The organism is Humidesulfovibrio sp., from assembly GCF_031082295.1.
Classification (GTDB): domain Bacteria; phylum Desulfobacterota; class Desulfovibrionia; order Desulfovibrionales; family Desulfovibrionaceae; genus Humidesulfovibrio.
Genome location: NZ_JAVHLD010000003.1, coordinates 41,506 through 67,230, shown reverse-complemented (window position 1 = coordinate 67,230; position 25,725 = coordinate 41,506). Strand labels below are relative to the sequence as shown.

The following is a 25,725-nucleotide window of genomic DNA, read 5'->3' as shown; positions in this document are numbered from 1 at the left end:
TTGCCGTCTTCTCCACTTGTGCTCCTGCTGAACCCTCCGGGCAAGGGCGCCATCATCCGCGACTATTTCTGCAGCAAGACCTCGCGCACGGGGTACTTGTTCGCCCCCATCGCGTTGCTCCACGCCGGGGCGGTCTTCGCCGCGGGCGGGTTCCGGGTCCAGGCCCTGGACTCCATCGCTCTCGGACTCTCCGAGGACGAATGCCTTAAACGCATCGCCAGCCTGAGGCCGGATGTCGTCTTTTCCCTGGTTGGCGCTGTATCCGTAGCAGGAGACAGAGTTTTTCTCAACGCTTTGGTTGCCCGGTTCCCAGGCGTGGTGGTCATGGGCTGCGGCGACGTGCTGCTGGAGGGCGCGGAGGCCTGGGTGGAGCAGGGCACCCTAAACGCGGCGGTGCTGGATTTCTCCCTCGCCTCAATGGCTGACTTTGCCCGCGGTGCTCCGGGGCCGCTGCCCGGCATCACGGGCCGCTTCGGCGACCAGATCCTGTCAGCGCCGGTGCCGAGGGAACAGCGCGTGGCCGTGGGCCTGCCCCCCCACGAGCTGTTTCTGGACTACGGCTACCGCTACCCCTTTGCCCGCCGCCGCCCCTTCGCGGGCGTGCTCACCGACTTCGGCTGTCCGTTCTCCTGCAGCTTCTGCGTCATGTCCGGGCTTGTCTACCACCGGCGGCCCATGGACGAGGTGGCGGCCGAGATTCGCCACCTGAACGCCCTGGGCGTGCGCGAGTTCATGCTCTGGGATCAGACCTTCGCGGCGAAGCGGGAGTGGGCGCTGGAATTTCTGGACGTGCTGCCGGACGCCCACACGAGCCAGGGCATGGGCTGGACCTGCTTCACCAGGCCCGACCGCCTCGACGCGGACCTGGCGCGGCGCATGGCCTTGAAGGGGTGCCATACGGCCATCATGGGCGTGGAGACGGCCAAGCCAGAGACCCTGCTGGCCATGCGCAAGGGATTCACCCCGCAGCAGGCCAGGGAGGCCTTTGCGGCCTGCCACGCCGCGGGCATTTCTACTGTGGCCACCATCATCGTGGGTCTGCCCGGCGAAAGCCCGGCGGACGTGGAGAACACCATGCGCCTGATTCTCGAGATGGACCCCGACTACCTCTCGGTGCACACTGCGGTGCCCCGTGCGGGCACGGGCCTGCGCGAGGGCATGTCCGCCAGCGGGCTTGTGCCGGAAGGCTGCGAGGCCATGGACCAGAGCGGCGAGGAATGCGTGCTCGCCAGCGACAGCATGTCCGCCGAGGAGATTCTGCGCCTGCGCCGGTCCTGCAACCGCCGCTTCTACGCCCGGCCGAGCTATCTGGCGCGAACTGCGCTGCGTCTGCTCTCCCGCCCGCAACTCTTGCTGGATCAGGTGCGCCAGGGGCTGACCCTGCTCAGGCGAAACCGCCAGGCAGGGAGGACGTCCTGATGGCCGCCGCGCATCCGCTGATGCCGGGTCCGGGCGCTGCCCGCCTCGCTGGTTTTGTCGGGGTCGCGTGCTGCGTGGCAACGGCGGCGGCACTGCTGGCCCTGCCTCCAGAGATACAGCCGGATACTGCATCCTACCTTGGCCATTCCCCGGAGCGCGCTCCTCTGTACCCCTACTTTCTCGACCTGTTCAGGGCGCTGTTTGGCGAGGGCATGGCGATCTGGGTGGCCCGCCTGCAGACGGCCAGCCTTGTGGCCGCCAGTGTTTTCTTTGCGTCGCGCGTTGGTCGCGCCCTGGACCTGAGCCTGCCCTGGCGCTGCCTGCTTTTTCTGATGCTGTCCCTGCCGGGACTCAAGTTCGCGGCGGTGCTTCTCACAGAGCCCCTTGGCTTCACCCTGCTCATCGTTTTCTGGGCGCTCCTGGCGGAGGATGTCCTGCTTGGTCGCAGCCGCCGCGTCTGGCTGTGTCTGCTGTGTGGCCTGGGACTTCTGTTGCGTCCGCAGTTGTTGTTCCTGCCGGTGTTCCTGGGCCTCTTTCTGCTGGGTCGCACGGTTTGCCGTCGCGACAGGGCCAGCCTTGCCAGCCTGGCGCTCCTGGCTCTGGTCATGATAGGGACTGTGGCCCTGCGCGGGGCCGACAACCAGATGCGTTACGACACCTTCTCCACGGCCTCCTCGGGGGGCATCCACCTGCTGTCCAGCCTGCTCTACATCTCCGACCCGGCAGACGCCGCCGCCATCCGCGAGCCCGCCGCCCGGGAGCTGTTCCTTGCCGCCTTCGCCAAGGCCGAGGCCCGGCAACTCACACGCGCCCATTGGGACAAGAGCCGCTCGCACTTCGACGTGGCAATGGAGGGCCTTGTCTTTGAAGTGGTCCGTCCGACGCTTGGGGAATTTGTCGGCCCTGAGGCAGGTGGAGGATCAGCGGGTCAGGCCTTGCGACAGGATAGGCTTGCCATGTCCGCAGCCGTGCCCCTGCTCAATCATATGCCCGTCCGGTTCCTCGGGCTGCTGGCCCGCAAGGCCTACGATGGCCAGCCCTTCTATTACGCCCTGGTGCTCATCACAGGGGCGCTGGCCCTGGCCTTCAGCTTGGGCACCGGGTCGCGTTCGGCGCAGCTGTATGCCCTGGCGGCGCTGCATTCCTGCCTGAGCTACGGCGTCATCCTGCTTGCCGGGGTCTATTCCTTGCGCTACATCCTGCCAGCCGAGGCGATCCTGCTGGCCCTGGCCGTGGCCGTGGGAGGGTCGCTTCTTGGTCCGCTGAAGGCCCAGGTCCGTGGCGAGAAGGTCTAGGAGGGATTTATTGGCGCGGCTGTTGTTCCTGCAAAATCATGAGGCCGAGTATCTCGGGCCCATGTACATCTCCGCCGAGCTGCGCCGGGCCGGGCACGAATGCCGTCTGGCCGTGGGCAGCAGCCTGGAGGAGTTCGCGCCCGTCATCGAGGCGTTCCAGCCCCAGGCCGTCGGCTTCTCCATCATGACCGGGGGCCACGTGTGGGCTCTGGACATGGCCGCCAAGGTCAAGGCCGCCTATGGCCTGACGACCCTCATGGGCGGGCCGCACCCCACCTTCTTTCCCGATGTCGCGGCGCATCCGGCCCTGGACGCCGCTCTGCGCGGCGAGGGCGAGGCCGCCACGGTCGAGATCATGGACCGGCTGGCCGCGGGAAAGGACCTCCAGGGCATCCCCAACGTGCTCTGCCGGGTGGATGGCAAGGTGCTGGAAACTCCCGTGCGCCCCCTGGTGGACGACCTGGACGAGATCGCCTTTGCCGACCGCGAGCTTTACGAGGTGCTGGGCTCCCGGCGCGACACCCGCGTGCAGCGCGTGCTCACCGCGCGCGGCTGCCCCTTCGACTGCGCCTTCTGCTTCCAGGGCTCCATGCGCAAGCTCTACGCTGGCAAGGGCCGCATGCTGCGCGTGCGCAGCGCCGAGAAGGTCATCGAGGAGTGCCTCATGCTCAAGCGCGAGCGCGGGGCGCAGGTCATCTACTTCGCAGACGACTGCTTCGGAGTGGACCGCAAGTGGCTGTACCCGTTCCTGGAGGCGTACAAGGCCCAGGTCAGCCTGCCCTTCGTCTGCCTGGCGCGGGCCGACGTTGTCGCCCGGGACGAGGACTACGCCCGCCGCCTGGCCGAGGCCGGGTGCGAGTCGGTGTTCTTCGGCATCGAGACGGGCAGCGAGCGCCTGCGCAACGAGGTCCTGAACAAGCGCCTGTCCGACGCGGACATATTGGTGACGGCGCGCCGCCTGCACGAGGCGGGGATACGCTTCCGCACCTACAACATCCTTGGCCTGCCGGGGGAGACCCTGGACGATGCGCTCAGCACCGTGGAGATGAACATCCGCATAAAGGCGGACTACCCCTGGTGCTCCATCTTCGCGCCGTATCCCGGCACGCCGCTGGCCGCCCTGGCCATCCGACAGGGCATGCTGCCGGGGACCTTCTCGGTGGACGACATGAGCGAGAGCTTTTTTGTCGAGTCCACCCTGAACATGCCCCATGTGCGCGAGATGCAGAACCTGCAGAAGTTTTTCCAGACGGCGGTGCTCTGGCCCTGGACCCTGCCGCTCATCAGACGGCTTATCCGCCTGCGGCCCAACGTGCTCTTTCAGCTCTGGTTCGGCTTCGTCTACTTCCTCTTGTACCTGAAGAGCGAGCGGCGCAGCTTCTGGAAAACCCTGCGCTTCGCCCTGGCCAACGCCCGGCATGTGCTTAAGTGAGGCGGCCGTGACGCGGATGGCGAGCCGGAACTGCCCCTTGTGCGAACGGGCCGCCGAGCCCTGGTTCGAGCGCGAGGGCCTGCTGCGCGCACGCTGTGGCGCTTGCGGCGCGGTGTTCATCGACCCGCAGCCCGATGACGAGGCCCTGCGCGCCATCTACGGCGAGGACTACCACATCGGCACCGGCGATCCCCGGCAGGATGCGGCCATAGTGGAGATGAAGCGCCACGGCGCCCGGCTCACGCTTGAGATCCTGAAGCGCCACGTCGCGCCGGGAGCCAGGCTGTTCGAGCTCGGCTGCGGGCGCGGGCATTTCCTTGCCGAGGCCCAGGCCGCGGGCTTCGACGTGTTTGGCGCGGACATCGCCCCGGACTCCGTGGCCGCTGCCGCTGCCCTGGTGGGGCCGGGCCGGGTGCGCTGCGGCGTGCCCGAGGAACTGGAGCTGGCCGAGGCGGGCTTTGACGCCTGCGTGCTGCTGGATGTCATCGAGCACATGCGCGACCCGCTGGACACGCTCTCGCGCTTGCGGCGCAGCCTGCGCCCCGGCGGCAAGCTGCTCATGGTCACGCCCAGCCTGGACAGTCTCTCGGCCCGGCTGCTGGGCTCGCGCTGGGTGGAGTTCAAGGGCGAGCACCTGTTCTGCTTCACCGCGCGCGCCATGCGGACCGCGCTCTCCCGCACCGGGTTCAGTGTTCGCGAGCTTGGCGGGGCGAAGAAGGCGCTTTCACCGGAGTATGTGCTGCTTCATTTCGTGCGCTTTCCGCTGCCGGGCCTGGGCTGGGCTGCGCGCGCGGCCCTGGGCCTGCTGCCCGAGGCCTTGCTGCGTCGCCGGTTCGTTGTCCCGGCCGGAGGCATGTTCGTTGTGGCGGAAAGGGGTGGAGCCGGAAAGTCAGCGACTTAGGCATCGTCTAGAGTCATTAGGTATATCTTCTTTGACGAGTTTAGAGACGTGGGCTAGGGTTCGGCCACGTCCATCATGGGAGTGGAAGGTAGTGGTCGGCAAAGCATTACACCTGTCCTGTCGGTGTGTTATTGGCATGCCCCGGATTGTCTGAGACAAGGTTTTTTTTCTGTTGCCGCGGGTGACTGGTGGAGAAGGCGTGGAACGCATACACGGCCCTCTTGTAATGATGGCTTGATATCTGCAAATGGACTCAATGGATATATAAGATGGATATGGTTACATTGGCAGAGATCGCTCGGGACTCGAAGCAAGGTGGAATATGTGTTGTCACGGGTAACGCGGGTTTTGTTGGCGGTCACCTAACGCATGCGTTGCTGGAAAGCGGGTACGGCGTTGTAGGCATTGATGATCTTTCGTCAGGAAACGTGAAGAACGTCCATCGGTTCCAAGGGAACCCGCAATTTCGCTTCGTGCATGGATCTGTCTTGGACGAAGATCTCATGCGTAGAGTCTTCAAGCGGGTAAGCCCGCTGCAAGCGGTATTTCACTTGGCCGCCATTGTGAGTGTTCCCTATTCTGTCAGCCATGCGGTGGAAACCAACCTCGTCAACTTCGAATCTACGTGTCTCCTGCTTGATTTGGCACGGCGGTCTGGGGCCGCCCGGTTTGTATTCGCCGGTTCCGCCGCCGAATATGGTGCGGAGTTGCGCTTGCCGATCCAAGAGCAGTACGCGAGTGAAGTTACTAGGCAGTTGAGCCCTTACGGGCAGTCAAAATTTCGCGCTTCTCGCCTTGTGTCCGAGGACCCCATCGGAGTAGCCCTTCGCATTTTTAACATTTACGGACCAAGACAGGATCCGTCGAGCCCCTACAGTGGGGTCATTTCGCGGTTTATTTCGCAGGCTCTCGATGGAGAACCGCTTACTATCTTTGGTGACGGCTCTCAGTCGAGGGACTTCATTTTCATTCAGGACGTTGTGAAGGCGTATTTTTCTGCCGCTGGCCTGATGGAGATGCCCGCTTTGCCTGCGGGCATCTACAACCTCGGCTCTGGTCAGAGCGTGAGCATTCTGGACTTGGCAAGACAGGTGTTGAATATGGTCGACAATGGGCACGATGCTCTGAAGAGCGCCGTTTGCATCAACGCAGACAGCGGCGCTTCCCCATATGTACAGCATTGCCCATCTCGCCCGGGGGACATTGAACATTCTGTCGCGGACATCCGTAAGATAATTGACCATGGTTGCTGGCAAGTTGAGACCGACCTGCGCACCGGGTTGGGGCGCACCATCGATTGGTTTCGCAGATCGAGGGCTGTGAATGACCCCGGCGGATCCGCGAGAGTCGCCGATACGATCCGGTAAGCATCAAGCCTGTGTCGCCTGTGTGAGCGATGAACAACGATGGTGAGGTGTTCTTGGCCACCCTGTCCTGTCTACGGAGATAGACCATGCCTTCGCCGACCTCGCCTTCACCCTTCGTCCTGCTCATCGAGCCCGACCACCACTGCGGCCTGTCGCCTTTCCCCTGGGGCATCCTGGCCGTTGGCAGCTACCTCAAGGGGCAAGCCATCTCCGTGGCCCTGGTCAACGCCAGCTATCTGGACGAGGCCGCCTTCGAGGCCGAGCTGTCCCGACTGCTCCCCCAGGCCACGCTGCTCGGAGTGTCCTGCTTCTCCACTGATGCGGACTGGGTGCTTGGGCTGCTGGCCCGGGTCAAAAAGCTTCGGCCCGAATTGCCGGTTCTTCTGGGCGGCCCCCACCCGACGCTTCTGCCGGAGCAGACCGCTCGTCACCCGATGGTGGACTATGTGGTTCGCGGCCCGGGCGAGGTGGCCTGCGCGGACTTGGCCCGTCTCCTTGACGAGTGCTCAAGCCCGAGCGCGGACGCCCCGGAGCGCCTGGCGGCCATTCCTGGCCTGCTTTGGCGCGATTCGGCTGGCGCGGTGCAGAGCAACCCCCCGGCCGGCGCGCCCCCGGAGGTCCCCACCGACTATACCCTTTTGCCCGACGCCAAGCAGCGGCATCTTCCGAAGTATATGGAAATCCTCGCCGGGCGCGGCTGCTCATTTGCCTGCGCCTTCTGCTACAACGCCGTCTGCGGGCACAAGTGGGCGGGCAAGTCGGCCCAGGCCCTGGCGGATGAGGTGGAGGGCATCGTGCTCCGCTTCGACCCGCAGGTCATCTACTTCCGCGACGAGAACTTCTTCCACTCCAGGGAGCGGGTGCTGGCGTTCATCAGCGAGTACCGCCGGCGCGGCTTCCGTTTCCAGTGGGACGCCACCTGTCGCGCCAACTACTTCACCAAGGGCTATATCAACCCGGAGCTGTTGCGGGAACTGGAATCCATCAACTGCCGCAGGATGAAGTTCGGCATGGAGTCCGGCTCGCCCAGGGTGCTCAAGCTGCTGCACAAGGGCATCCGCGTGGAGCAGATACTGCACGTGGCCAAAACCTTGGCCGGGTCGAGCATCATCGGCAACTATTCGTTTTTGATGGGCGTGCCCGGTGAAACCAGGAGCGAATACGAGGCCACCCTCGGGCTCATCCGCACCATCCTCGACCATGACCCGGTGGCCGAGATCATCGGGCCGCAGTACTACCGCGTGTATCCCGGCGGCGAGCTCTACGACGAGGTTGTGGGGCATTGGGGCTTTCGCCAACCGGAGAGTTTCGAGCAGTGGGCCGAGTGCGTGCGTGGAGATTTTTTCGGCCTGAACAAGGCTCAGGATTACCGCTGGATCGACGGCAGCCCGGACCTGCCACGACGGGCCGACTTTCTGGTTCTTCTGGCCCGCAAGCCTTTGCGGCAGCTTTTGCATCCGCTCAAGGTCGCCGCGTTGCCCTTCGCCCTGCTGGCGCGCCTGCGCCTGCGCCTGGGGTTCTATGCAGGCCTCTGGGACGTGCGTCTGGCTGCGTGGATGTTCGGAAAGTATGTCTCTGCGGTGTATCTGCCGAAGAGTAAGGCCGGGCTGGTGGGCTAGGGACGTTTAGCTTGGCTTTCGTCTGCGCTTAGATGTCGTACTAATTCTTTCGCGATGAGTGATATGCCGACGGGGTTCAAATGGCCTCGTCCTGGTAATGTATTATTAAATCCGCACGGGAACTTTTTGTGCTCGCGGAAATGTTCGGCAAAGGGCTTGGTCATGTCAATAAGCTTGATGCCGTTTAGTTGGCAGCGTTGTGCGAAACGTGTGACGTGAGCAGTTTCTGGATTATTGAAGGAAATTATGCCCGACCCATTGACGTTGGCAACGCTAGGCACTCCGGGGGAATAGATGAAGAGGACGCGTCCGGATGTGACTGCCGCCATGCGCTCCAACAGGTAGTCCCAGGCGCGGTCATAGTCTCCGGGCGGAGTCGAAAGCAGTGTGCTTTGTTGATCCGCCGCCGCGCGTGTCCCATTGGAAGGCAGAAGCCTTAAGCTGTTGTCGGCCGTTCGAGAGTAGAGGGTCTGGAGGAAGTTGAGTCTATACTCGTAAAGAAAGTTCCTCAACCTGAGTGAGGATTCTCTTGGAGGGCATTCGCGCTGCTGGAATGCAAAGTTGTTTCCGTCCCTCTGGAAGATGCTTCTGCACGCCACCTGCTCTCCAGGGATGGTGTCTCCTATTGTTCCAAGCACTATGACGTGAAGTGGCTTGTCCCAGAGTGCCTTGGAATAGACTGGAATCTTGAAGTAGTAGTCCGCAATTGAGTCTGCGAAGCGGCCAACGCACAGACTTTTATAAGGCAGTCCCGCTTTATGCGCATGTCTGTTGAAGGACGCGTCTAGCTTCTCCTCGTCGTCGACTTGCAGGGCCTCCACGAAGGAATCTCCCCAGAACACGACGGAAAGGTCCCGTTTAGCGGAAAATGCTCCCTGCCCCTTGAGCCCATGAGGGCCGACTTGCGTCGTTCCCCATCCCTCTGAATGGTAACGGAGGGTTGTGCCGGGTTTGTAGACGTACTCGGATAAGTCCGCATCAAAGACCAGAGGGGGGATGGTGTTGCCAAACGTCAGCCCCATGAACTGCGCCAGTACGCAGGAGAGCAGGAAGCCGAGCAGGAAGTGTTGCTTTGATGGCATGGACAGGAGACCTCGCGAAGGCGCCAGATGTTAGAACCGCGCGTACAGAAACGGGGTGAAGCCTTCTGACGCGAAGAGGATGGCTAGCCATGCCAGGCTAAAGAGCACCGCCGGGGCGTACCAGCGCCCGCCCCTGAGCATCAGCAGATCCTCCTGCCCCAGCCCGCGCAGGCCGTGCGCCAGCACCGTCAGCGCCAGCGCAACCCAGACGAACGGGTGTATCCAGTGCACCGGCCCGCCAGCAAAAAGCGCGGCCACGATGCGCCGGGCGTGGCCCAGGTCGTCGGCGCGGAAGGGAATCCAGCACAGGCCCGCGAACAGTGTCGCCCCGGCCCACGCCAGCGCCGCGCTGAAGCCGGAATGGCCACGCCGCCCGCGCCATTCCCGCCACAGGCGGTGCGCGCAGAGCCCCAGGCCGTGCAGAGCGCCCCAGAGCACGAAAGTCCAGCCCGAGCCGTGCCACATGCCGCAGAGCACCATGACCACCATGAGGTTGCCCAGCGTGCGCGCCTCGCCCTGTCTGCTGCCCCCGAGGGGGATGTACAGGTAGTCGCGGAACCAGAACGACAGGCTCATGTGCCAGCGCCGCCAGAACTCGGACGGGTTCTTGGCCGCGTAGGGGAAGCTGAAGTTCTCCGGCAGCCGTACGCCCAAGGCCCGGGCCGCGCCGATGGCCATGTCCGAGTAGCCGGAAAAGTCCAGATAGATTTGCAGGGCGTAGGCCAGCACCGCCGCCCAGGTGGAGGCTGCGTCGTACGCGCCCGCGTTGCCGTATACCTCGGCCACGTAGAGCCCCAGGCGGTCGGCCAGCACCAGTTTCTTGAACAGGCCCATGCTGAAGCGCCGGAAGCCTTCGTACAGGTCGTCGGCGCCGGGGCGCGGAAGGGCGTCGAGTTGCGGCAATAGTTCCTCGGCGCGCACGATGGGGCCTGCGGTGAGCACCGGGAAGAAGGTGGCGAAACAGAGCACGTCCACGGGGTTCCTGCGGGCCGCCAGGCGTCCGGCCTGCACCGCCGCCAGGTAGGTGATGGCGGAGAAGGTCTGAAAGGACAGACCCAGCGGCATGATGAGCCAGAGCGTGGACCCGGCCGGGGCGTTGAGGAAAAAGTCGGCGTACTTGAAGAAGGCCAGCAGACCCAGGTGCAGGGCCAACCCCGCGACAAAGAGCGGCGCCCTCTTTCCAGTCGGCGTACGCTCCATCCAAAGAGCAAGTGCCCAGTCCGCCAGGGCCGCGCCCGCAAGCAGAGGCACGAAGCGCAAATCCCACCAGGCGTAGAAGTACAGCCCGGCCAGGGTCAGCAAGGGTTTGCGCCAGGCCGTGGGCGAGAACTGCAGAAAAGCCAGTGTCAGGCCGAGCAGTAGCAGGAACTCAGGGCGCCAAAAGGGCATCGCGGTTCTCCTTGATGTATTGCAGGACGGCTTGGGCCACGAGACGATGCCCGTCCTCGTTGAGATGCCCGGTGCCGGGCGGTGAATTGAAAAAACCACTTTGGAAGCGGCCTGTGGACTCGAAGGTGGTCATAAAGATAGTGCCGAGATTGAGGAAGACCACGCCGTTGCGCTGGCAGGCGGCGGCAAAGGCCTCGGCCGTCGCGGCATCCGGGTCTACCGTACGCACACACCCGGTGGTCAGCGCTGGAACGTTGGGGGCATACAGGAAGAGGACAGGGCCGGGGCTGGCGCGGCGGACTTCCGCGATGAGGAAGTCCCACAAGGGGGCCAAGTCTTGGGCTTCGGCCTTGGCATCTGGCGCCTGCTTCGTCCCGCCGGGCCCAGAAGCCAGCCGGAGCCGAAGCGCCTGCAGCTTCAGGTACGCGGCAAAGGCGCTTGCGCCCTCGAGGCTCCTAAGGGCCGGAGCGAAACGCAAGGCGAGGTCCGACGGCGGGCAGTCGTTGCGCCGCAGATGAGGCTCTGGCGTGGAATAGAAGGCCGCGCGGCAGGGACGGGGTGAGTCCGGCAGAACATCGGAGATGCGCCCCAGGAAGTAGACGTTCAGCGCCACGGAGCCAAGCGCGGAAGCATAGTCGGAAGCCTTGAAGATGTTGTCGATGAGGGTGTCGCCCCCATGCCCGATGCCGACGCCCGTGAGATTCAGCCCGGCAGTGTGCGAAAGAGAGGTGAAGACCTGGGCCATGCGGTCGGCGTCGTCCACCTGCACGCCCTCCACAAAGGAATCGCCCCAGAAAACGACCTTCGGCCCGGCGGGCAATTTGCCACCGGGCAGGCCGCGGATGCCGTGCTCGCCCACGTTCGAGCTGGCCCAGCCCTCGCCGCGCGTGCGCGAGGTCGTGCCGGGCATGGCAACGTAGCGCCCGATCTGCGGATCGAAAGCCACGGGTTGCACCGTGTCCAGAAACACCGCTCCGGCGGCCCAGGCCAAGGCCAGGGACAGCGCCAGCCCGATGAGCCAGTGCCGCAGCGACTGCGCGCCGTGGGGTTGGCTCATGGCCAGGGCTCCGCGCAGAGCTTTTCCAGCCGTGCCTCGGTATCCTCCACCATGCGCTCCACCCCGAAATTCGCCACGATGCGCTCCCGGCAGGCCGAACGCAGCCCGCCGCCCTCGCGCCCCAGGCGGTCGAGCAGGCCCTCCAGCCCGGCGGCAAGCGCCTCGGGATTGCTCTTCGGCTCCACCCCCCCCATGTCGCCGATGACCTGGGCCGCGTCGCCCACGTCCGTGGCGCAGCAGGGCACGCCGCAGGCCATGGCTTCGCCCAGCACGTTGGGGAAGCCCTCGCCATAGGCCGAGGACAGGCACAGCGCGTCGAGCGCGTTGTACACGGCGGGCATGTCCGTGCGGCCACCGGTCCAGACGAGACGATCGGCCAGCCCAAGCCCGTCGGCCAGGGACCGCAGCTCGGCGGCGTAGCCTTCCGGCCCGGCGCCCACGCACACGAAGTGCAGGCCGGGGCGCTGGGTCGCAAGCAGCGCCGCCGCGCGCAGGAAATTCGGGTGGTCCTTCATGGGGTCAAGCCGCGCCACGTGGCCCACAAGCAGCTCTCCCGGCTGGATGCCCCAGGCTTCGCGCAGGGGCAGGCCCAGCACCCTGTCCGGTCGGCAGCGGGCGGTGTCGATGCCGTTTGGCACCACCACGGTCCGATCGGCACTGAAGCCGCGCCGCAACGCATCTTGCCGCCCGGCGTGGGAGTTGGCGACGACCAGCTCGGCCATGCTGGAGAGCCGCGCCTCCAGGCCGTGCATCAGGCGCCCCGCGCGGCCATACGAATACGCCGCGTGCTCCACGTCCGTTGCGCGCAGGCCCATGACCAGCTTCACCGCCGGGAAGAACGGCTTGAGCAGGCCGCCCAGCACGCAGGCGGCTGTCAGGAAAGTGTAATGCGCCTGGGGCCGGAAGGAGCGCAGCAGCCCGGCAAGTTTCCACGCCACCCGCACGTTGTCCAGGCGGCAGGTCTTGCCCAGCACCGCCAGTTGCGCCCCGCCCAGGGCGGATTCCAGCGGCCCGCCGCGCTCCAGGGCCACGGCCAGCACCGCATGCCCACGCGCGGCAAGCCCGGCCGCCAACTCCGCGAACTGGCGCTCGGCTCCGCCGGGCAGGAGGGAGGGGATGGATAGAAGCACCCTCACGTTGTGGCCCCCTGGAACAGCTCCAAAGCCTCGTGCCGGTTTCTCTCCTCCACCAGCACAAGTTTAGCCCCCTGTTTTTGCAGCACGAAGTAGGCTTCGCCCTCGGCGTAGCGGTCATTGTTCTGGGAGATGAAGAGATAGCCCCCGTCGGTCAGGCTGCGGCCCAGGTTCGCCACGGCTCCCCGGATGGTCGCGTCAGGGAAATACTTGCGGTTAAACACATTGGCGCATTTGATGAGGGGGTAGGGCTGGGCGGCCGCGTCGCGGCAGACATCGAAGCGGATTATGGAGAGCGGAGGGCTGGCCTCGGCAAGTCTGGGGTTGGCGGTCTGGATGCTGCGCCCCTTGAAGGGGGCGAGTCGCACCTCAAGCGGAAGGTTTAGGTACAGGCAGAAAAGCTTGAGCCCAAGCACGCGCCCGCAGCCGTCGAGGATGAGGACCGCCGGACCGAAGCCGCGTCGGGTAAACTCCGGGTGTCGGTCGGTGAGGGTGGCCTCTGTCTGCGCTGGCAGGGCGGCCAAGAGGTCCAGGCTGGAAACGCCGTCAGAAACGCCGACCTCGAGCAGGCGCGGCTTCTGAAACTCCCCGGCCCGGCGCAGCACGGCGGCGTCCACCAGGCGGGTGCGGCCTAGTCCCGTGGTTTTGTAAGTCTCCCTCGCGTTGATGAGTGAAATGGCCTGGGTGAAGAGCGACGAGCGTTCCGCCAGAGGCAGGGGCAGGGCGCGCACGCGGTCCAGGATGAGCGGTGAGAATTTGAGCCGCAGAAAGCGCATGGCCAGGGTCCGGAACAGCCCGCCAGCGAGAACCCGGCGCAGCAGCCATGGCTGGTCCAGGCAGAGCCCGCTCTCCTTGGCCGCGTGCTGCAGCCGCAGTGCCAGCGGCAGCGCCGGTGCGCTTGGGCAAGTGGTGTCGACCGTGCAGATCTCTGGCGTAGTCATCAGCCTCTCCCCGGCCACTCCAGGCGCCAAGCCCGGTACATGAGCACATCCCACAGGTGCGGGAACCAGTTGCGCTGACCCGCAAGGTACTCGGCCCAGATGCGCCGCACAAGGGTTGCGTCGAGAACGCCCTCCTGGCGCAGCGCCGTTTCGTTCAGCAGCGTTTCGGCCCAGTCCCGCAGCTCCTTCTTGAGCCACAGGTCGATGGGTACGCCAAAGCCCATCTTGGGGCGGTCCACCAGCTCGCGCGGCACGTAGCTGTTCAGCACGCTCCGCAACGGCAGCTTGCCCATGCCGCCTTTGACCTTCCATGCCGTGGGCAGGGAGGCCGCGAACTCCACCACCCGGTGGTCCAACAACGGGCTGCGGGCCTCCAGAGACACGGCCATGCTGGCGCGGTCCACCTTGGTCAGGATGTCGTCCGGCAGGTACTGGAGATGGTCGAGCAGCCCCATGCGGCGTAGGGGGCTTGGTCCAGCTGCCCTGTTCAGAAGGGCTTGCGGCATATCAAAGGCTGTGCCGGGTTCCCGGCTGCCCAGAACAAGCTCTTCCGGTCGGCGGAAGTGCGAGAACAGGAAGCGGTAAAAGTCCTCGAAATCCTTGGCTCCCATGGCCTCCAGCCGCCAACGGATCTTCGGCCCGAGGCCGCCCAGCAGGCGGAAGGCGGCCTCCGGCAGGAATCCGGCCAGGACCCCGGTTGCGGCGCGCAAGGGGCGGGGCGCGAGAGAAAGCTTGCGCCAGAGGGCGTCCAGAAAGAGGTGGCGCTCGTAGCCGTTGAAGAGCTCGTCGCCGCCATCGCCAGACAGGGCGACGGTGACATGTTGGCGCGCCATGCGGCACACGGCGTAGGTGGGAATCTGCGAGGAGTCGGCAAAGGGCTCGTCCCAGAAGCGGGGCGCCAGTGGCACGATGTCCAGCAGGTCCCGCTGGCTCAGAACGAGCTCTGTGTGGTCCGTGCCCAGGTGCGCTGCCACGGCGCGGGCGTGGGGGCCCTCGTCGTAGGCGGCCTCAGCGAAGCCGATGGAGAAGGTGCGCACCGGGCGGGAACTCTGGGCCTGCATGAGCGCGGTCACGAGGGAGGAGTCGATGCCGCCGGACAGGAACGCTCCCAGGGGCACATCGGCCACCATGCGCAGGCTGGTGGCGTCACGCAGCAGGATATCGAGCTGGCGGGTGGCGTCGGCCTCGGTGCCGGCGAACGGGCTGGCAAGGCCCTGGGCAAAGACCTCCGTGGCGGACCAGTAGGCGCGCTCTTCGGGCTCGTGTCCGGAGCGCAGAAGCAAGAGGGTGCCGGGCTGCAGCTTCCTCACGCGCTGGTACACGCTGTATGGGGCCGGGATGTAGCCGAAGCGGAAGAAGAGGGCCAGGGCGTCACGGTCCAGGGCCGGGGCAAGGTCCGGGTGTGCGCAGAGGGCCTTCAGCTCCGAGCCGAAGACGAAGCTGCTCCCGGCCTGGCCCCAGTACAGGGGCTTCTTGCCCAGGCGGTCGCGGGCCAGGAGCAGGGTGCGCTCGCGGCGGTCCCACAGGGCCAGTGCGAACATGCCGTTCAGCCTGGGCAGCGCGGACTCGCCCCATTGTTCGAAGGCCGCCAGCAGCACCTCGGTGTCCGAGCCGCCCCGGAAGACGTGCCCCAGGGGTTCGAGCTCCGAGCGCAGCGCCCGGAAATTGTAGATCTCGCCGTTGAAGACGGTGACAAAGCGCTCCGAGGCCGAAGCCATGGGCTGGTGCCCCAGGGGCGAGAGGTCGAGGATGGACAGGCGGCGGTGCCCCAGCGCGACGCCGGAGGCCGCCTCGACGAGGAGCCCGGCGTCGTCCGGGCCGCGGTGCGCCAAGGTCGCGGTCATGGCGCGCAGGGCCGTGCCCTGGTCGCTCCCGGCAGGGGAGAGAATGCCGCAGATGCCGCACATGGTTATGCCTGTTCCCGGCGCCGGAAGAGGAATTCGTTGCAGCCGAGCCTGCCGCCCACTGAGCGCACATTGACGGGATCAAAGCCGCGTTCGCCCAGAAAGCGGGCAACCTCGTCCGGGGTGGCTGTCTCAAACGGGTAGCCGCCCACCCAATCCACCACATCGCGCCAGAAGCTCATGCCCCGCAGGGAGGCGTTGGCCGTGTAGCGGGCAAGGGGGTTGCGCAGCCGCAGCAGGTCCGCAGCCAGGGAGCGGACGGCGCAGATGCCCGCCCACGACCCGGCGATGGCCAGTCTGCCAGGCTTTGGCGCGGCGCAGTAGAGCCGCTTGATGTGCTTCCAGACAGGGGTGAACAGCGGCTGGGTGTTGTAGAGGGCCAGCGCGAACAGCCCGCCGGGCGCCACGCGTCCGGACACGGCCGCGACGGCGTCCCACATGCGTCCGGTATGGTGCAGCACGCCCCAGGAGTAGACCACGTCAAACCGGCCCAGGCTTTCCAGAAAGCTTTGGTCCAGCACCGAGCCTTCCAGCACGGTCCAGGAAGCGTCGTCTGCTGCGATGCTATTGCGAAGATGGCTGGTGCAGGCCACGGAAGCCGGGTCGTAATCGAAGCTGATGACAGCGGCTCCCAGGCGGCTGGCGGCCAGGGAGAACAGTCCTGAGCCCGACCCGGCATCGAGGAAGGTGCGCCCGGCGAGCGAGGACAGGTCCAGCAGCTCCTTAAGCGAGTCCTCTGCCGCTCGGATGCGCTTCTCGTCGAGGCGGCGCAGGAACAGAGCCCAGTTGCTGCCGAATTCAAAGCGCTGGCCTTGGGCCACTTCGGCCTGCCAGTGGCCGCTCATGGTCTGCCTCGCTCTTCGACAGTCTGGGCGAGCAGCGCCTCCCACAGGTCGATGACCTTATCCAGGCCGAATCTCTCCAGGATTTTGGGCGCATGAACCGAGAGTCCGTCGCGCAGCTTTTCGTCCGCGAGAAGCCGGTCAAGCGCTTCGGCTAGGGCAGAGGTGTCCTCCACGGGGATAACCAGGGCGTTTTCTCCGTCCTGCAGGATGTCCATGGCTCCTGGCGAGAAGACAGTTGATACAGTCGCCACTCCGCAGGCCAGAGCCTCGCAGAGGGCCAGGGGGAACCCCTCGTAGCGCGAGGACAGGGCGAACGCATGGGCTCGCTTAAGCACAGGGCCGGGATCTGGGACGGAGCCCGGCAGGTGTGCGCGGTCCCGCAGTCCCAACGTGTCGCGCAGTGCTTCAAGTGCGGCGCGTTCAGGGCCTTCGCCGAGAATCCACAAGTGGCTGTCAGGGTGCTTGGGCGCGACCTGGGCAAATGCCTGCAACAGAATATCGAACCCTTTTTGAGGGCTTAGTCGGCCTAAACCCACAATGCAGCGCCCCTCAAGCGGCAAGGGGCATTCTCCAGAACAGTCAACCACCACGGGATTGGGCATGACCGTACAGCGCTTGCGGATGGGGGCCGGGAAATATTGGTCGATGCCTGAGGTGAGAAGGAGAACACGTGAGGCATGCGGGTAGGTGTAATGACGCAGAAGGTTCCAGATGCGCCCGATGTCGTGTTGAGCGGGGTCGATATGCTCGGAAACAAGCACGGGAATGCCAAGCCCTCTAGAAGCAAGAATGCTCAGGACATTGGTGGAGTCCATGAAAGAGATGACGGCATCCGGCCTCATTACATCGAACACCTTGCGCAATGTGCCAATTCGTCTGCCGTTGTTCCAAAGGCTGGCGGGAAGCGAGCCGGATTTTTCTTCTATCCCAAGGGGGATTAGGCTTATGGTTGGGTGGAGTTGATAATGAGGTGCGCAGTCCGGACCGCAGAAGGTGAGGACAGTTACGTTGTAACCATGTTCTGCCAGCCCGTTGGCCACCAGTGCTAGAACTCTTTCTGCCCCGCCCATGACCAGGGAAGAGATGACAAAGCAAAGGTTCATGTTGCTTGGTCGGCCGCACCGAGCCTTAAGTTGCGCACTATCAGTTCCTTTGTCCGCCTAAACGTTCTGGCCCAGGACACATGACACTCCGTGCAGATGGATATGGCCAATCTTCCCGAATACATGGAGCAGGGATTGTTGCCCCCCGGTCCCACGGCCGATTGGGCTCGCGTTCTAAGCCTCCGGGGGGGGCATCCGTACGGGGCGACACGAGTTGCTTGGTCTGACAATGGTGCCGTACCCTCGGGTGAGTTCGTATGGCCGACGACGACGAGCAAGCCCGTGGAGGTCATGTCGCTGGCTTGGCTGCGTGGAGGAATGAAGGGTGAGTGACGGATTGCTGCATGTGCCCTGCCAAGGCGGCGCGTAAGAAGTTCTACCGGACGCTCAGTCTTTTCTGATGATAGCGACCCGGTATCCTCATGTCAACGCGGCCCGGCATTTGGTAAGCATGGTATACCAATGGGGCGAGAGAAGCCTGCTGCAATGTGCCGCATGCTTGGACGTCGATGTTCGTGGCGGGTGAACGAAACCAGCGTAAGAAATGCTCTCGCGGGACCCTGCAAAATCGGCTGGTTGGCCGGTTCAATGCAGAATGGGACAGCTAAGCGTACCGGAGTTGATGCTCTTGACCGCTGTTTCTATGCTTATGAGCCATGCCGTGAGGACAATTGAGTGAGCAGCGTATCCCATCGCGCCATGACCGCTTCCACGCCGACGACTTTGCGTATGTCCTGGGCGGCCTTTCCCATTTCGCATCGTAGTTGGGCATCAGCCATAAGCCTTGCGAGATTCCGGCCTAGGGCGGGGGCATCGCCCACAGGAGAAATCAGACCATTGCGGCCATCTTGGACAAGGCCGAGCGCCCCGCTTGTGGCTGTTACAACGGGAGGCAGCCCGCAGGACATAGCCTCGCCAAGGGCCATGGGGAACCCCTCAAGCTTGGAGGGAAGGGCGAAGATCGACGCGGAGAATAGCAGCGCAGGCACCTCCTTAACCATGCCAAGAAAGATCGTGCGGTTAGTGATGCTCAAGTCGTCGGCCAAGGCTTCAAGGTTCGCCCTCTCTGGACCGTCGCCCGCCAGGACGAGCTTCCAGTCTCCAGTCGCTGCGAGTGCAAAGGCGTGCAGAAGGAGGGCGACACCTTTCTCCTCTGAAAGTCGCCCCAGGTAGAGGACTGATGTCTGCCGCTCGATGGTTAAAGGGAATTCGGGCAATGGTATCGGATTTGGGAAAACCTCAACCGTGGGCGGCCCTGGATAGCGCAGGAAGTAGTCGCGGACGGATTGGTTCAGCACAACCACTCGCGCTGCGAAGCGGTAGATCTGGCGGCGCAGCCATTCCCATAGTGGCGCAAGAGCATAATGGCTCGGGTCCGTGTGCTCAAATGCGACAACGGGTATGCCCAGCCCGACGCTGGCGAGTAGGACGCGGATATTGACCGTGTCGACGTGGCTGACAATGACATCCGGCGCTAGGCGTTTGATGGTTTGGCGCAGTTTCAGGTGTCGCTGGCAGGCTTTCATAATACGGTCAAGGGACGAAGCAGGTTCGGCGAAGAGATCCATAAAGATGATTCGCACGTTGGGGTGTATCACCTGATGGCGAGGCGCGTTCTTCTCTGCGAACAAGGCCAGGGTTATGTCCGCTCCATTGGCACCCCAATGATTTACCATGTTCGCAACCACAGATCCAACGCCGCCCATGCCGAGGGAGTGATAGATGAGCAAAACTTTCATGCGGTTCAATCCAGCCAGCAGCAGTCGCGACACAGGGCATGTGCGGCGCGCGAGCCAAGTCTGCGGGCCTGAACATAGTCCGGGTCGTGCCATATGCTCGCGAGGGCTCGGGCCTTAACATTGCCGAAGGTGGCTTTTCCGAAATAGTCGTTGCAGCACAAATGGACTTCGCCCCAGGCATCCACGGTCATGTTGTTCACAAAGCTGCACTGGCGCATGGCTCGTACCGGGCCATCAAGAGGCAGGGCACCCGCGCGGTTGCTCAAGCCCGAGGCGACTATGCTGCGTAAATGCAGCTTGGTCAGCTCTTTGGGTGATAGCTTGGGGGTGAGTTTATCCACAGCGGCCTGAACCTCGGGTTGATCCACGGTGACAATGAAGGAGTCCACAAGGGGAAGCAGGGTGCGGTAAAGTTCGAGGGTCATGAGCGTAAAATTTGTGAATAGCTTTATTTTCGTTTTTGGCAGGCTTTGATGGACGAGCCGCAGAATAACCGGCAAGCGAGGATCAAGGAGCGGCTCGTTATAGAAATGCGGAGAAAAACACCCAGAATACCCGAGGGCCATAAGTTCTTGTATCATGGGCTCTATGACGTCTAATGGCAGTTCCTGACGAGACCTTCGATGTATCTGGTTAGGGCAGGTTTTACATTTGAGGTTGCACGGTGAAAAAGTTTCAAGCTCCAACGTTTGAAAGAGCGGCGTCGCTCCAAGCGATCTCCATGTGTTTGTGAGACTATTCAGTGTGTTGCGAAGATTCATGTGCGCCCCAAAAGGGAAAGTGTTCTGGGGGCTTTGCCCATTCTTGGGCCAGGCCCTACCACCCATACAGTGTGGCGAACTCTGACGAGTACGTCAACGCCTTCGTCACCGATATTATCCAGGGTTTAGGATCGCTGAGTTAGCTTTTGCTAAGCGTCAAGGCATTTATAATTCTGGAACTAACACTCCCAGATTGAGCACTATAGAGGTTGGGCCGATACTTAAGTTCCACGAATAGGAAGGTGAATAGGGAGAGGGTGACGGTGAACGAAAGGATTATGAAAAGTTGTACGGACTGGTATAAGAAGAAGAATTGCCAATCCGAGGTTGCCCATCCTTGGTCTCTCAGGTGTAGACAAAGACTTAGCAGTTTGGGGTGTTGGGCGTTCAAGATGGGGAGATGCCAGAGATAGACGCCGTAAGAGAGGACACCCATCCAGTTCCAGAAGCGAAGAAAGACGTGCTGAGTGCCTTTATTCGTATATGAAGAAGTGTGAGATGGCAGTTCAAGAATCCATAGGCATACGGCCATGATGAGGGTCAGGGATATCTGAGCTTGGAACTCTTGTCCGCTGTTTCGCAAGTGGTAATAGAATGCGTTTCCTAAAAAAAATAATGAAAAGCCAATTACATTCGCCACTCGATTTTTGTGCGGATGATAAAGCCTAAGTAGAATGTTGACGGAGTACCCGGTGAGAAAAACAAAGATGAACCGTGCTATCCAAAGAAAGTTATTCTTGTCAACAAACAAGAGAGTCGAAAACGCTGCTGACGTAGCAATAATGCAGAGCACAGTAAATAATGATCTCTTCCGGAACATAATGTACACGAGAGGCGCGATAATGTAATATTGCATTTCATATGAAAGTGACCAAGTAACTGGGTTAATAGCTGCTCCAGTAATATTGTTAATAAACAGAACCTCTCCAATTGTTGCTAAGCTGAATGGAGATGACGAAGATGTAAGAGCTAGACACAGAAAAATATTGAAATAATAAAGAGGGGCAATGCGTAAGAATCGCCTTTTGTAGAATTTCATCGTGGTGGCAATGCTCACGGGTGTACTTGAAGATAGGAATACTTTTCCCATCAAATATCCGGATAAGACAAAGAAGCACATGACGAAGTTTCCACCGGTCGTCGGGTAGGTGGAGAGAATTAGTTGCTTTACAAACGTCGGCAGGTCGTAGTCAGTATTTAATATCTGTGGCAATTTGAGAATCTTATCGCTGCCAAAATTCAACGAGTGTACAAAGAGCACACCTAATGAGGCTAACCCGCGCAGGATCAGTAGAGGATCGATCTCTCCAGGGCTCTGGTCGTTATATGCCATGTATATACCTTAATGTTCTTCAGTCAGCATGGAGGAAACACTGCAGTTCAAACGCAGATTGACAAGGGCTTTTGGCCCGTGCCAGCCGATCATTTCTGCGCAAGGAATATGAAAAATCCAGGGAAGTAAGCCCCATGGCGCAGGGCTTGATAGCCCCTTGTCTCAAATTCAGGCTCTGCAGCCTCCAGTTCCTGGAGGGTGGCGAATGCTTGGAACCTGTTGATTGATGAAGAAACAAGCCTCATTCCCTCCTCCTTAAGCAGGGAATTCATCTCTTTTTGCGTGTGCTGTGTCTCATGCGGATGTTGAACCTGATCGCGGAACCACGAGCGCTGCATGGTTTCGTCGCCGTCTAGCTGTTTGTGTAACCGGACATACTCTCTGAACAGCTTTTCCTCATCGGCACCCTGTCTCTTGAGGTTGGCGAAGTGTTCGAGGAAAGGTTTGCGCCCGTAAGCATGGTAGAGGCCGATATAGATGTGTCCGCCTTGAATGACAAGGTTACGGCAGATATTGCGTAAAGCCGCACCGCAGTTGCCGGTGTGGTGAAGCGCCCCCAAAGAAACCACAAGATCAAACGGTTCTTCTGGCTTGTAGGTGAACATGTCCTGGCAATGGAATTGAGACGAAAGCCCCAAACAGGCTGCGACTTGTCGAGCGCGTTCCACAGCCACTGGGTTAAAGTCCACGCCGGTGACTAGGATGTCGTTGTGGGCTGCCAAAGCGTTGGAAAACCAACCCGCGCCGCAGCCGAGGTCGAGGACGCGCAACCTGGGACGCACCAAAGGGGCAAGTGCGGAATGGAATTCCACCGGGTTTGAGCGTACATCGTTTCGGGCTTGGGTCGAGATGTCGCAACGGTAGTTGAACGGCAGGCTCTTGTAAAAGTCCAGAACAGATTCAACAGCGTAGGATAGTGTGCTCATGGAGTGGTGCTCAATTGGCTGGCGGGTCTTTGAGAAAAACCTGTTCCCGCCCTCTCTTGTCGAACTTGGTCGGTTCTAGGGCGAAGAGCGCGGTGGTTCCTACCATAGTGGGTAGTTTGTGTCAGGAGGCTGCGTGTCCTTGGCAGTGGCATTTCTCTTGCGCCCCGTAAAACTGAACAAGCGGCCGATGAATTCAAGAACGGTGTAAAAAAGCCATTTCATGATTGTCTCCATGCACATAATTTGTGATAGGATCGCAGCCCGCGGCGAGCATTCGGGACCGGGCAAGGGAACTTGTGAGGGCTGGGCAGACCTCAACGGCCTCGCCTCAATGGTTCCATGCTAGCCTCTGAACGGCTTGAAGGCAATTGAGAAATGCCCCCCACCGTTTTGCGCAGGTCAATGGCGGGCTGTTGTTCGCGGAGCAGTCCGTGAAAGCTCTTCCCTATGTGCTCCCACAGATGCCCAAGGGTTTTCGCCGCCCCCTCCAACCGGTACAAATCACGCAAAACTATAAGGAAGTTGAGATAGGCACGGAATGGGTAGAGCAGCGGGCTTCTTCCGATGTCGGCCTCGTTGAATGGTATTTCCGCTGCGGCGATAAACTCGGGCGCGACCGGTTTCAGTGCACGCTTAACAAGGCGAACGACAGCGCCTGAGGAGTGCAGCCAAATGGCGTAAAACAGGGCACAGCCTGTGGGTACTTGAGGCGCCCCAAGGTACAGCTTCTTGGCCCGCTCGACTTCCTGGTACAGTAGGTACATCCAGCACCGTAGGGAGATCAGGGAGTACTGCGTGTGGTTCGTCAGGGCGCTGTGGTCGGCCGCGTTTTTGTTGAACACGCGGATTAGGTAGGCTTCTTCTTCGCGCCACCCATGCCCTATGAGCCCTATGGCGCGGTCATATTCGTACAGCGGCGTGCCGGGCAGGGCCTGCGCAAAGTTGATGCTGACGACAGCCCTACGTGTTTTGTTGATGAAGTAGTGGATTAGCCTCCCGGTTTCCTTGATTGTGTCAGGGGATTCCGCAGGCATGCCGATGACGAGTTGGAGGACGGAATCAAGCCCGGTGTTGGCCAAGTCGTCGATGCCTCGGAAATTCTGCTCCAAAGAGATATTTTTCTCCATTTGCACTAAGATGGTCGGGCTGCCAGACTCAATGCCATAGTTGACCGCGGTGCACCCGGCATCCTTCCACGTCTGCAGCGTTTCGGTGTCAACCGTATCAACACGTACGCCACCCACAGTCCAGAGGATGTCAAGTTTCTTGAGTTCCGCTACGAGTTCGGCGGTTTTTTTCTTGTGCGCGCCAAAGCATTCGTCCGCGAATCTGAAGAATCCTACATTGTGGTGCTGTTGCAGGTACGAAATCTGCTCAAGCACCTTCTCGGGCGACAGTGTCCGCATCCCTTTGTCCCATCTGTGGCAGAAGGTGCAGCGGTTGATGCATCCTTTCGACGCGAAGACGATGCCCTCTCGTTTTCCGGCCCTATGGGGCTCAAGGCTTCTAGGGTCACTTGTTATGAAGCCACAGGGTTTCGGGGAAATGATCTTCTCGATATTTGAAAACTCTTCAATGATGGACATGTCTGGAGTGCGGATCTCTTCCGGGGAGAGTTGCCGCGCGTATCCGGTGTTGAAAACCTCTCCATCTTCGTCGAGAAAGACGAGCCCCTTTATCCCCTTAAGTGCCGTGTAGTTTTCCAATATTCTGGAATGCAGCGCGTAATAAGCAAGCAGATCGCGAATGATGTATTCGCCCTCAGCAAGGACACATGCATCCACTTGGCAGGAGCGCAGGAGAACTTCCGCGCTGGCGCAAAGGTTGCCCCCAATTACGATGCGCACGTTCGGGAGTATTTTACGCAAGGCGTGGCTGATGTCGCGGGTGTAAGCATATGAAGTCGAGACAACCGCGCTGATACCTATGACATCCGGCTTGTATTGCTCAAAAAAGCCGACGACCTCGGGGAATGTGTGGCGTAAGGTGTCTACGTCGAGAAAGTAGGGATCATATCCGGCCTCGCGCAGGGATTGGATGATCGCAAGTGAGCCAAAGGGGGTTCCCCCGGTGGCGTTTCTGAGTGGGATGGTCATGATCACTATCTTCATCTAATTCCTCCGTAGGCGTGGCGGATGCCTATCATCTGACCTATGGCGAGATGCATGGGCCCGCAGTATCCAGAGCCTAAGCAGAGATGTTGTTTTCACGAAGTCTTTTCTCGACCAAGGGGGTCAGAGCATCCGTGAGAATTGCCGCCAGTCGGGCCATACCGAGAGGAGAGAAATGGACACTGTCAATGAAAAGTTCGGGGTCAGTGGGCATCAGGAATGCGGTATCAACAAATGCGGCATTGCGGCCAGCAGCGAGCTCTTGCATGGCCGCGTTTTCTTGCAACAACCCTTCGCGATATTTGAGATGCACGGGAGAGTTGGCTACTTCCGGGTAGAGATACTGGCAGTAGCTTGAGCAGAGGACGTCAATATTGTTTGCCCGGCACAAGTCGATAAGGTGCCCAAGATTGCGTCTGTATATTGGTAGCCCCTGGAATTGTCCTTCGATGTTTGGTTTGCCCACGGAGATGGCTTCAAGCAACGAGGTGCTGAGTTCTCCCGGAAAGAATGTGTTAAGCAAGTATGTGTACAAAGCAGAAGGCAGATCTGGAAATAGCGCCCGAAGTTTGTAGAGATGGTAGACTTCTCCGATATTCTTGCGCGCGTGCGAATAGTCATTATGAAAATTTGGCGTCAGGCTCGGCCCAAGATCGTTATACGCATGATATATGACGACGATGTCTGGCTGCATGTCGACCAGTTCGAGCAAGAAGTGGATCAGTATTTCGGCAGTGGTCCTTCCTCCCATTCCGCCATTCACCACCTCAATGTCCTCTGTCCCGTGTCGGAGGCGCAGAGCCTTCTCAAGCTCCATCGGGTAGCTGTAGGTTTGACCAAGATCCTCAACGGAGTTCGCAGTTGTGGATGCCCCGAGGCACAGTACCCGAAGCCTCCCCGCAGGCTTGGGGACGGTAATGTTGGGGGCGGTAACGGGTTCACGTTTCAGGCGAAAATTGTTGAAGCTGGGCCTGGGAAAACGAAACCTGTCGCCATGGATCGGCGATTGGATAAAGGTATCGCGCCGGAGGTCCTGGGCTGGCGCAAAATCGCGCCGGTACACGTAAGGCAGGTACGGGTGAGGTTCGACGTGAAGTTCGTCCATGGGAATGCGTTCAAAGCGCTCTGGCAGCCTGCCCGTGCGCCATTTGTACACTTGGCGGAACGCCAGTTCGGCAATAAGCAGGAAGGCGACGAGGCTCACCAGGCTGGTAAGTAGTGCTTTGGGGACGCCATCAACGACAAGCAGTGGAATCGTCCATGCCATGAACGCACCGAGAATGATCGCGCAAAGAAGCTTGCTTGCTGTATTCATAAAGTGGTGTGCGGCTTCTGTTGTTCCGGCGTACACAGATTGTTACAGCTTCT

At 61.4% G+C, this 25,725-nt stretch carries 19 protein-coding genes and 1 pseudogene; 6 read left to right on the top strand and 14 right to left on the bottom strand.

The genetic code is table 11. The annotated features are described in order from the left end of the window. The 6 genes from RDU24_RS02790 (at position 1) to RDU24_RS02765 (ending at position 8,033) form a co-directional block, all read left to right on the top strand. A complete protein-coding gene (locus RDU24_RS02790) occupies positions 1 to 1,419 on the top strand; it encodes a B12-binding domain-containing radical SAM protein (RefSeq protein WP_308734210.1) in 1,419 nt (472 codons plus the stop codon). After that, on the top strand, positions 1,419 to 2,714 hold the full coding sequence (locus RDU24_RS02785; protein WP_308734209.1) for a hypothetical protein: 1,296 nt from the start codon (positions 1,419 to 1,421) through the stop codon (positions 2,712 to 2,714). Before RDU24_RS02790 ends, RDU24_RS02785 begins: the two co-directional genes overlap by 1 nt. A 10-nt stretch (positions 2,715 to 2,724) precedes the next feature. Then, positions 2,725 to 4,146, top strand: coding sequence for a B12-binding domain-containing radical SAM protein (locus tag RDU24_RS02780; protein WP_308734208.1), 1,422 nt, complete (start codon positions 2,725 to 2,727; stop codon positions 4,144 to 4,146). Positions 4,147 to 4,183: 37 nt separating this feature from the next. Further along, on the top strand, positions 4,184 to 5,047 hold the full coding sequence (locus RDU24_RS02775) for a class I SAM-dependent methyltransferase (protein ID WP_308734207.1): 864 nt from the start codon (positions 4,184 to 4,186) through the stop codon (positions 5,045 to 5,047). 269 nt (positions 5,048 to 5,316) lie between these two features. After that, positions 5,317 to 6,414, top strand: coding sequence for an NAD-dependent epimerase/dehydratase family protein (locus RDU24_RS02770; protein WP_308734206.1), 1,098 nt, complete (start codon positions 5,317 to 5,319; stop codon positions 6,412 to 6,414). An 86-nt stretch (positions 6,415 to 6,500) separates the two neighbouring features. Further along, entirely contained in the window at positions 6,501 to 8,033 is a 1,533-nt protein-coding gene (locus RDU24_RS02765) for a B12-binding domain-containing radical SAM protein (RefSeq protein WP_308734205.1), read from the top strand. Here RDU24_RS02765 and RDU24_RS02760 read toward each other — a convergent pair. The 14 genes and pseudogenes from RDU24_RS02760 to RDU24_RS02700 form a co-directional block, all read right to left on the bottom strand. Further along, positions 8,030 to 9,115, bottom strand: a complete 1,086-nt coding sequence (locus tag RDU24_RS02760) for a hypothetical protein (RefSeq protein WP_308734204.1) — start codon at positions 9,113 to 9,115, stop codon at positions 8,030 to 8,032. The genes RDU24_RS02765 and RDU24_RS02760 overlap by 4 nt on opposite strands. A 30-nt stretch (positions 9,116 to 9,145) precedes the next feature. After that, entirely contained in the window at positions 9,146 to 10,504 is a 1,359-nt protein-coding gene (locus RDU24_RS02755; RefSeq protein WP_308734203.1) for an MBOAT family O-acyltransferase, read from the bottom strand. Beyond that, complete coding sequence (locus RDU24_RS02750; RefSeq protein ID WP_308734202.1) at positions 10,485 to 11,561, bottom strand: hypothetical protein; 1,077 nt, start codon at positions 11,559 to 11,561, stop codon at positions 10,485 to 10,487. The genes RDU24_RS02755 and RDU24_RS02750 overlap by 20 nt, the downstream gene beginning before the upstream one ends. After that, on the bottom strand, positions 11,558 to 12,697 hold the full coding sequence (locus tag RDU24_RS02745) for a glycosyltransferase (protein WP_308734201.1): 1,140 nt from the start codon (positions 12,695 to 12,697) through the stop codon (positions 11,558 to 11,560). Before RDU24_RS02745 ends, RDU24_RS02750 begins: the two co-directional genes overlap by 4 nt. After that, positions 12,694 to 13,635 (bottom strand): hypothetical protein, encoded by a 942-nt coding sequence (locus tag RDU24_RS02740; protein WP_308734200.1) that lies wholly within the window; start codon positions 13,633 to 13,635, stop codon positions 12,694 to 12,696. Before RDU24_RS02740 ends, RDU24_RS02745 begins: the two co-directional genes overlap by 4 nt. Then, on the bottom strand, positions 13,635 to 15,542 hold the full coding sequence (gene asnB / locus RDU24_RS02735; RefSeq protein WP_308734199.1) for an asparagine synthase (glutamine-hydrolyzing): 1,908 nt from the start codon (positions 15,540 to 15,542) through the stop codon (positions 13,635 to 13,637). Before asnB ends, RDU24_RS02740 begins: the two co-directional genes overlap by 1 nt. A 2-nt stretch (positions 15,543 to 15,544) precedes the next feature. Next, positions 15,545 to 16,384, bottom strand: a complete 840-nt coding sequence (locus RDU24_RS02730) for a class I SAM-dependent methyltransferase (RefSeq protein WP_308734198.1) — start codon at positions 16,382 to 16,384, stop codon at positions 15,545 to 15,547. Continuing rightward, a complete protein-coding gene (locus tag RDU24_RS02725; RefSeq protein WP_308734197.1) occupies positions 16,381 to 17,487 on the bottom strand; it encodes a glycosyltransferase family 4 protein in 1,107 nt (368 codons plus the stop codon). The genes RDU24_RS02730 and RDU24_RS02725 overlap by 4 nt, the downstream gene beginning before the upstream one ends. A 647-nt stretch (positions 17,488 to 18,134) precedes the next feature. Continuing rightward, positions 18,135 to 19,226: a glycosyltransferase gene (locus RDU24_RS02720; RefSeq protein WP_308734196.1), complete on the bottom strand. Its 1,092-nt coding sequence runs from the start codon at positions 19,224 to 19,226 to the stop codon at positions 18,135 to 18,137. Positions 19,227 to 19,231: 5 nt separating this feature from the next. Next, entirely contained in the window at positions 19,232 to 19,987 is a 756-nt protein-coding gene (locus tag RDU24_RS02715; RefSeq protein ID WP_308734195.1) for an SPASM domain-containing protein, read from the bottom strand. Positions 19,988 to 20,126: 139 nt separating this feature from the next. After that, a complete protein-coding gene (locus RDU24_RS15935) occupies positions 20,127 to 21,320 on the bottom strand; it encodes an acyltransferase family protein (RefSeq protein ID WP_374989739.1) in 1,194 nt (397 codons plus the stop codon). Between the two features lie 89 nt (positions 21,321 to 21,409). After that, positions 21,410 to 22,267: pseudogene (locus RDU24_RS02710) on the bottom strand (class I SAM-dependent methyltransferase); the annotation flags it as partial. A 293-nt stretch (positions 22,268 to 22,560) separates the two neighbouring features. After that, the gene (locus RDU24_RS02705; protein WP_308734194.1) at positions 22,561 to 24,357 is read right to left on the bottom strand and encodes a B12-binding domain-containing radical SAM protein; all 1,797 of its coding nucleotides are present in this window, start codon (positions 24,355 to 24,357) and stop codon (positions 22,561 to 22,563) included. A 76-nt stretch (positions 24,358 to 24,433) separates the two neighbouring features. Continuing rightward, entirely contained in the window at positions 24,434 to 25,708 is a 1,275-nt protein-coding gene (locus RDU24_RS02700) for an SGNH/GDSL hydrolase family protein (RefSeq protein WP_308734193.1), read from the bottom strand. Positions 25,709 to 25,725 lie beyond the last annotated feature (17 nt).

What these genes read in the sequence shown, in the direction of transcription:
- RDU24_RS02785 (WP_308734209.1), top strand. Translation starts at nt 1,419, where the DNA reads ATGGCCGCCGCGCATCCGCTGATGCCGGGTCCGGGCGCTGCCCGCCTC.
- RDU24_RS02770 (WP_308734206.1), top strand. Translation starts at nt 5,317, where the DNA reads ATGGATATGGTTACATTGGCAGAGATCGCTCGGGACTCGAAGCAAGGT.
- RDU24_RS02765 (WP_308734205.1), top strand. Translation starts at nt 6,501, where the DNA reads ATGCCTTCGCCGACCTCGCCTTCACCCTTCGTCCTGCTCATCGAGCCC.
- RDU24_RS02760 (WP_308734204.1), bottom strand. Translation starts at nt 9,115, where the DNA reads ATGCCATCAAAGCAACACTTCCTGCTCGGCTTCCTGCTCTCCTGCGTA.
- RDU24_RS02755 (WP_308734203.1), bottom strand. Translation starts at nt 10,504, where the DNA reads ATGCCCTTTTGGCGCCCTGAGTTCCTGCTACTGCTCGGCCTGACACTG.
- RDU24_RS02750 (WP_308734202.1), bottom strand. Translation starts at nt 11,561, where the DNA reads ATGAGCCAACCCCACGGCGCGCAGTCGCTGCGGCACTGGCTCATCGGG.
- RDU24_RS02740 (WP_308734200.1), bottom strand. Translation starts at nt 13,635, where the DNA reads ATGACTACGCCAGAGATCTGCACGGTCGACACCACTTGCCCAAGCGCA.
- asnB (WP_308734199.1), bottom strand. Translation starts at nt 15,542, where the DNA reads ATGTGCGGCATCTGCGGCATTCTCTCCCCTGCCGGGAGCGACCAGGGC.
- RDU24_RS02730 (WP_308734198.1), bottom strand. Translation starts at nt 16,384, where the DNA reads ATGAGCGGCCACTGGCAGGCCGAAGTGGCCCAAGGCCAGCGCTTTGAA.
- RDU24_RS02725 (WP_308734197.1), bottom strand. Translation starts at nt 17,487, where the DNA reads ATGAACCTTTGCTTTGTCATCTCTTCCCTGGTCATGGGCGGGGCAGAA.
- RDU24_RS02720 (WP_308734196.1), bottom strand. Translation starts at nt 19,226, where the DNA reads ATGAAAGTTTTGCTCATCTATCACTCCCTCGGCATGGGCGGCGTTGGA.
- RDU24_RS02715 (WP_308734195.1), bottom strand. Translation starts at nt 19,987, where the DNA reads ATGAATCTTCGCAACACACTGAATAGTCTCACAAACACATGGAGATCG.
- RDU24_RS15935 (WP_374989739.1), bottom strand. Translation starts at nt 21,320, where the DNA reads ATGGCATATAACGACCAGAGCCCTGGAGAGATCGATCCTCTACTGATC.
- RDU24_RS02705 (WP_308734194.1), bottom strand. Translation starts at nt 24,357, where the DNA reads ATGAAGATAGTGATCATGACCATCCCACTCAGAAACGCCACCGGGGGA.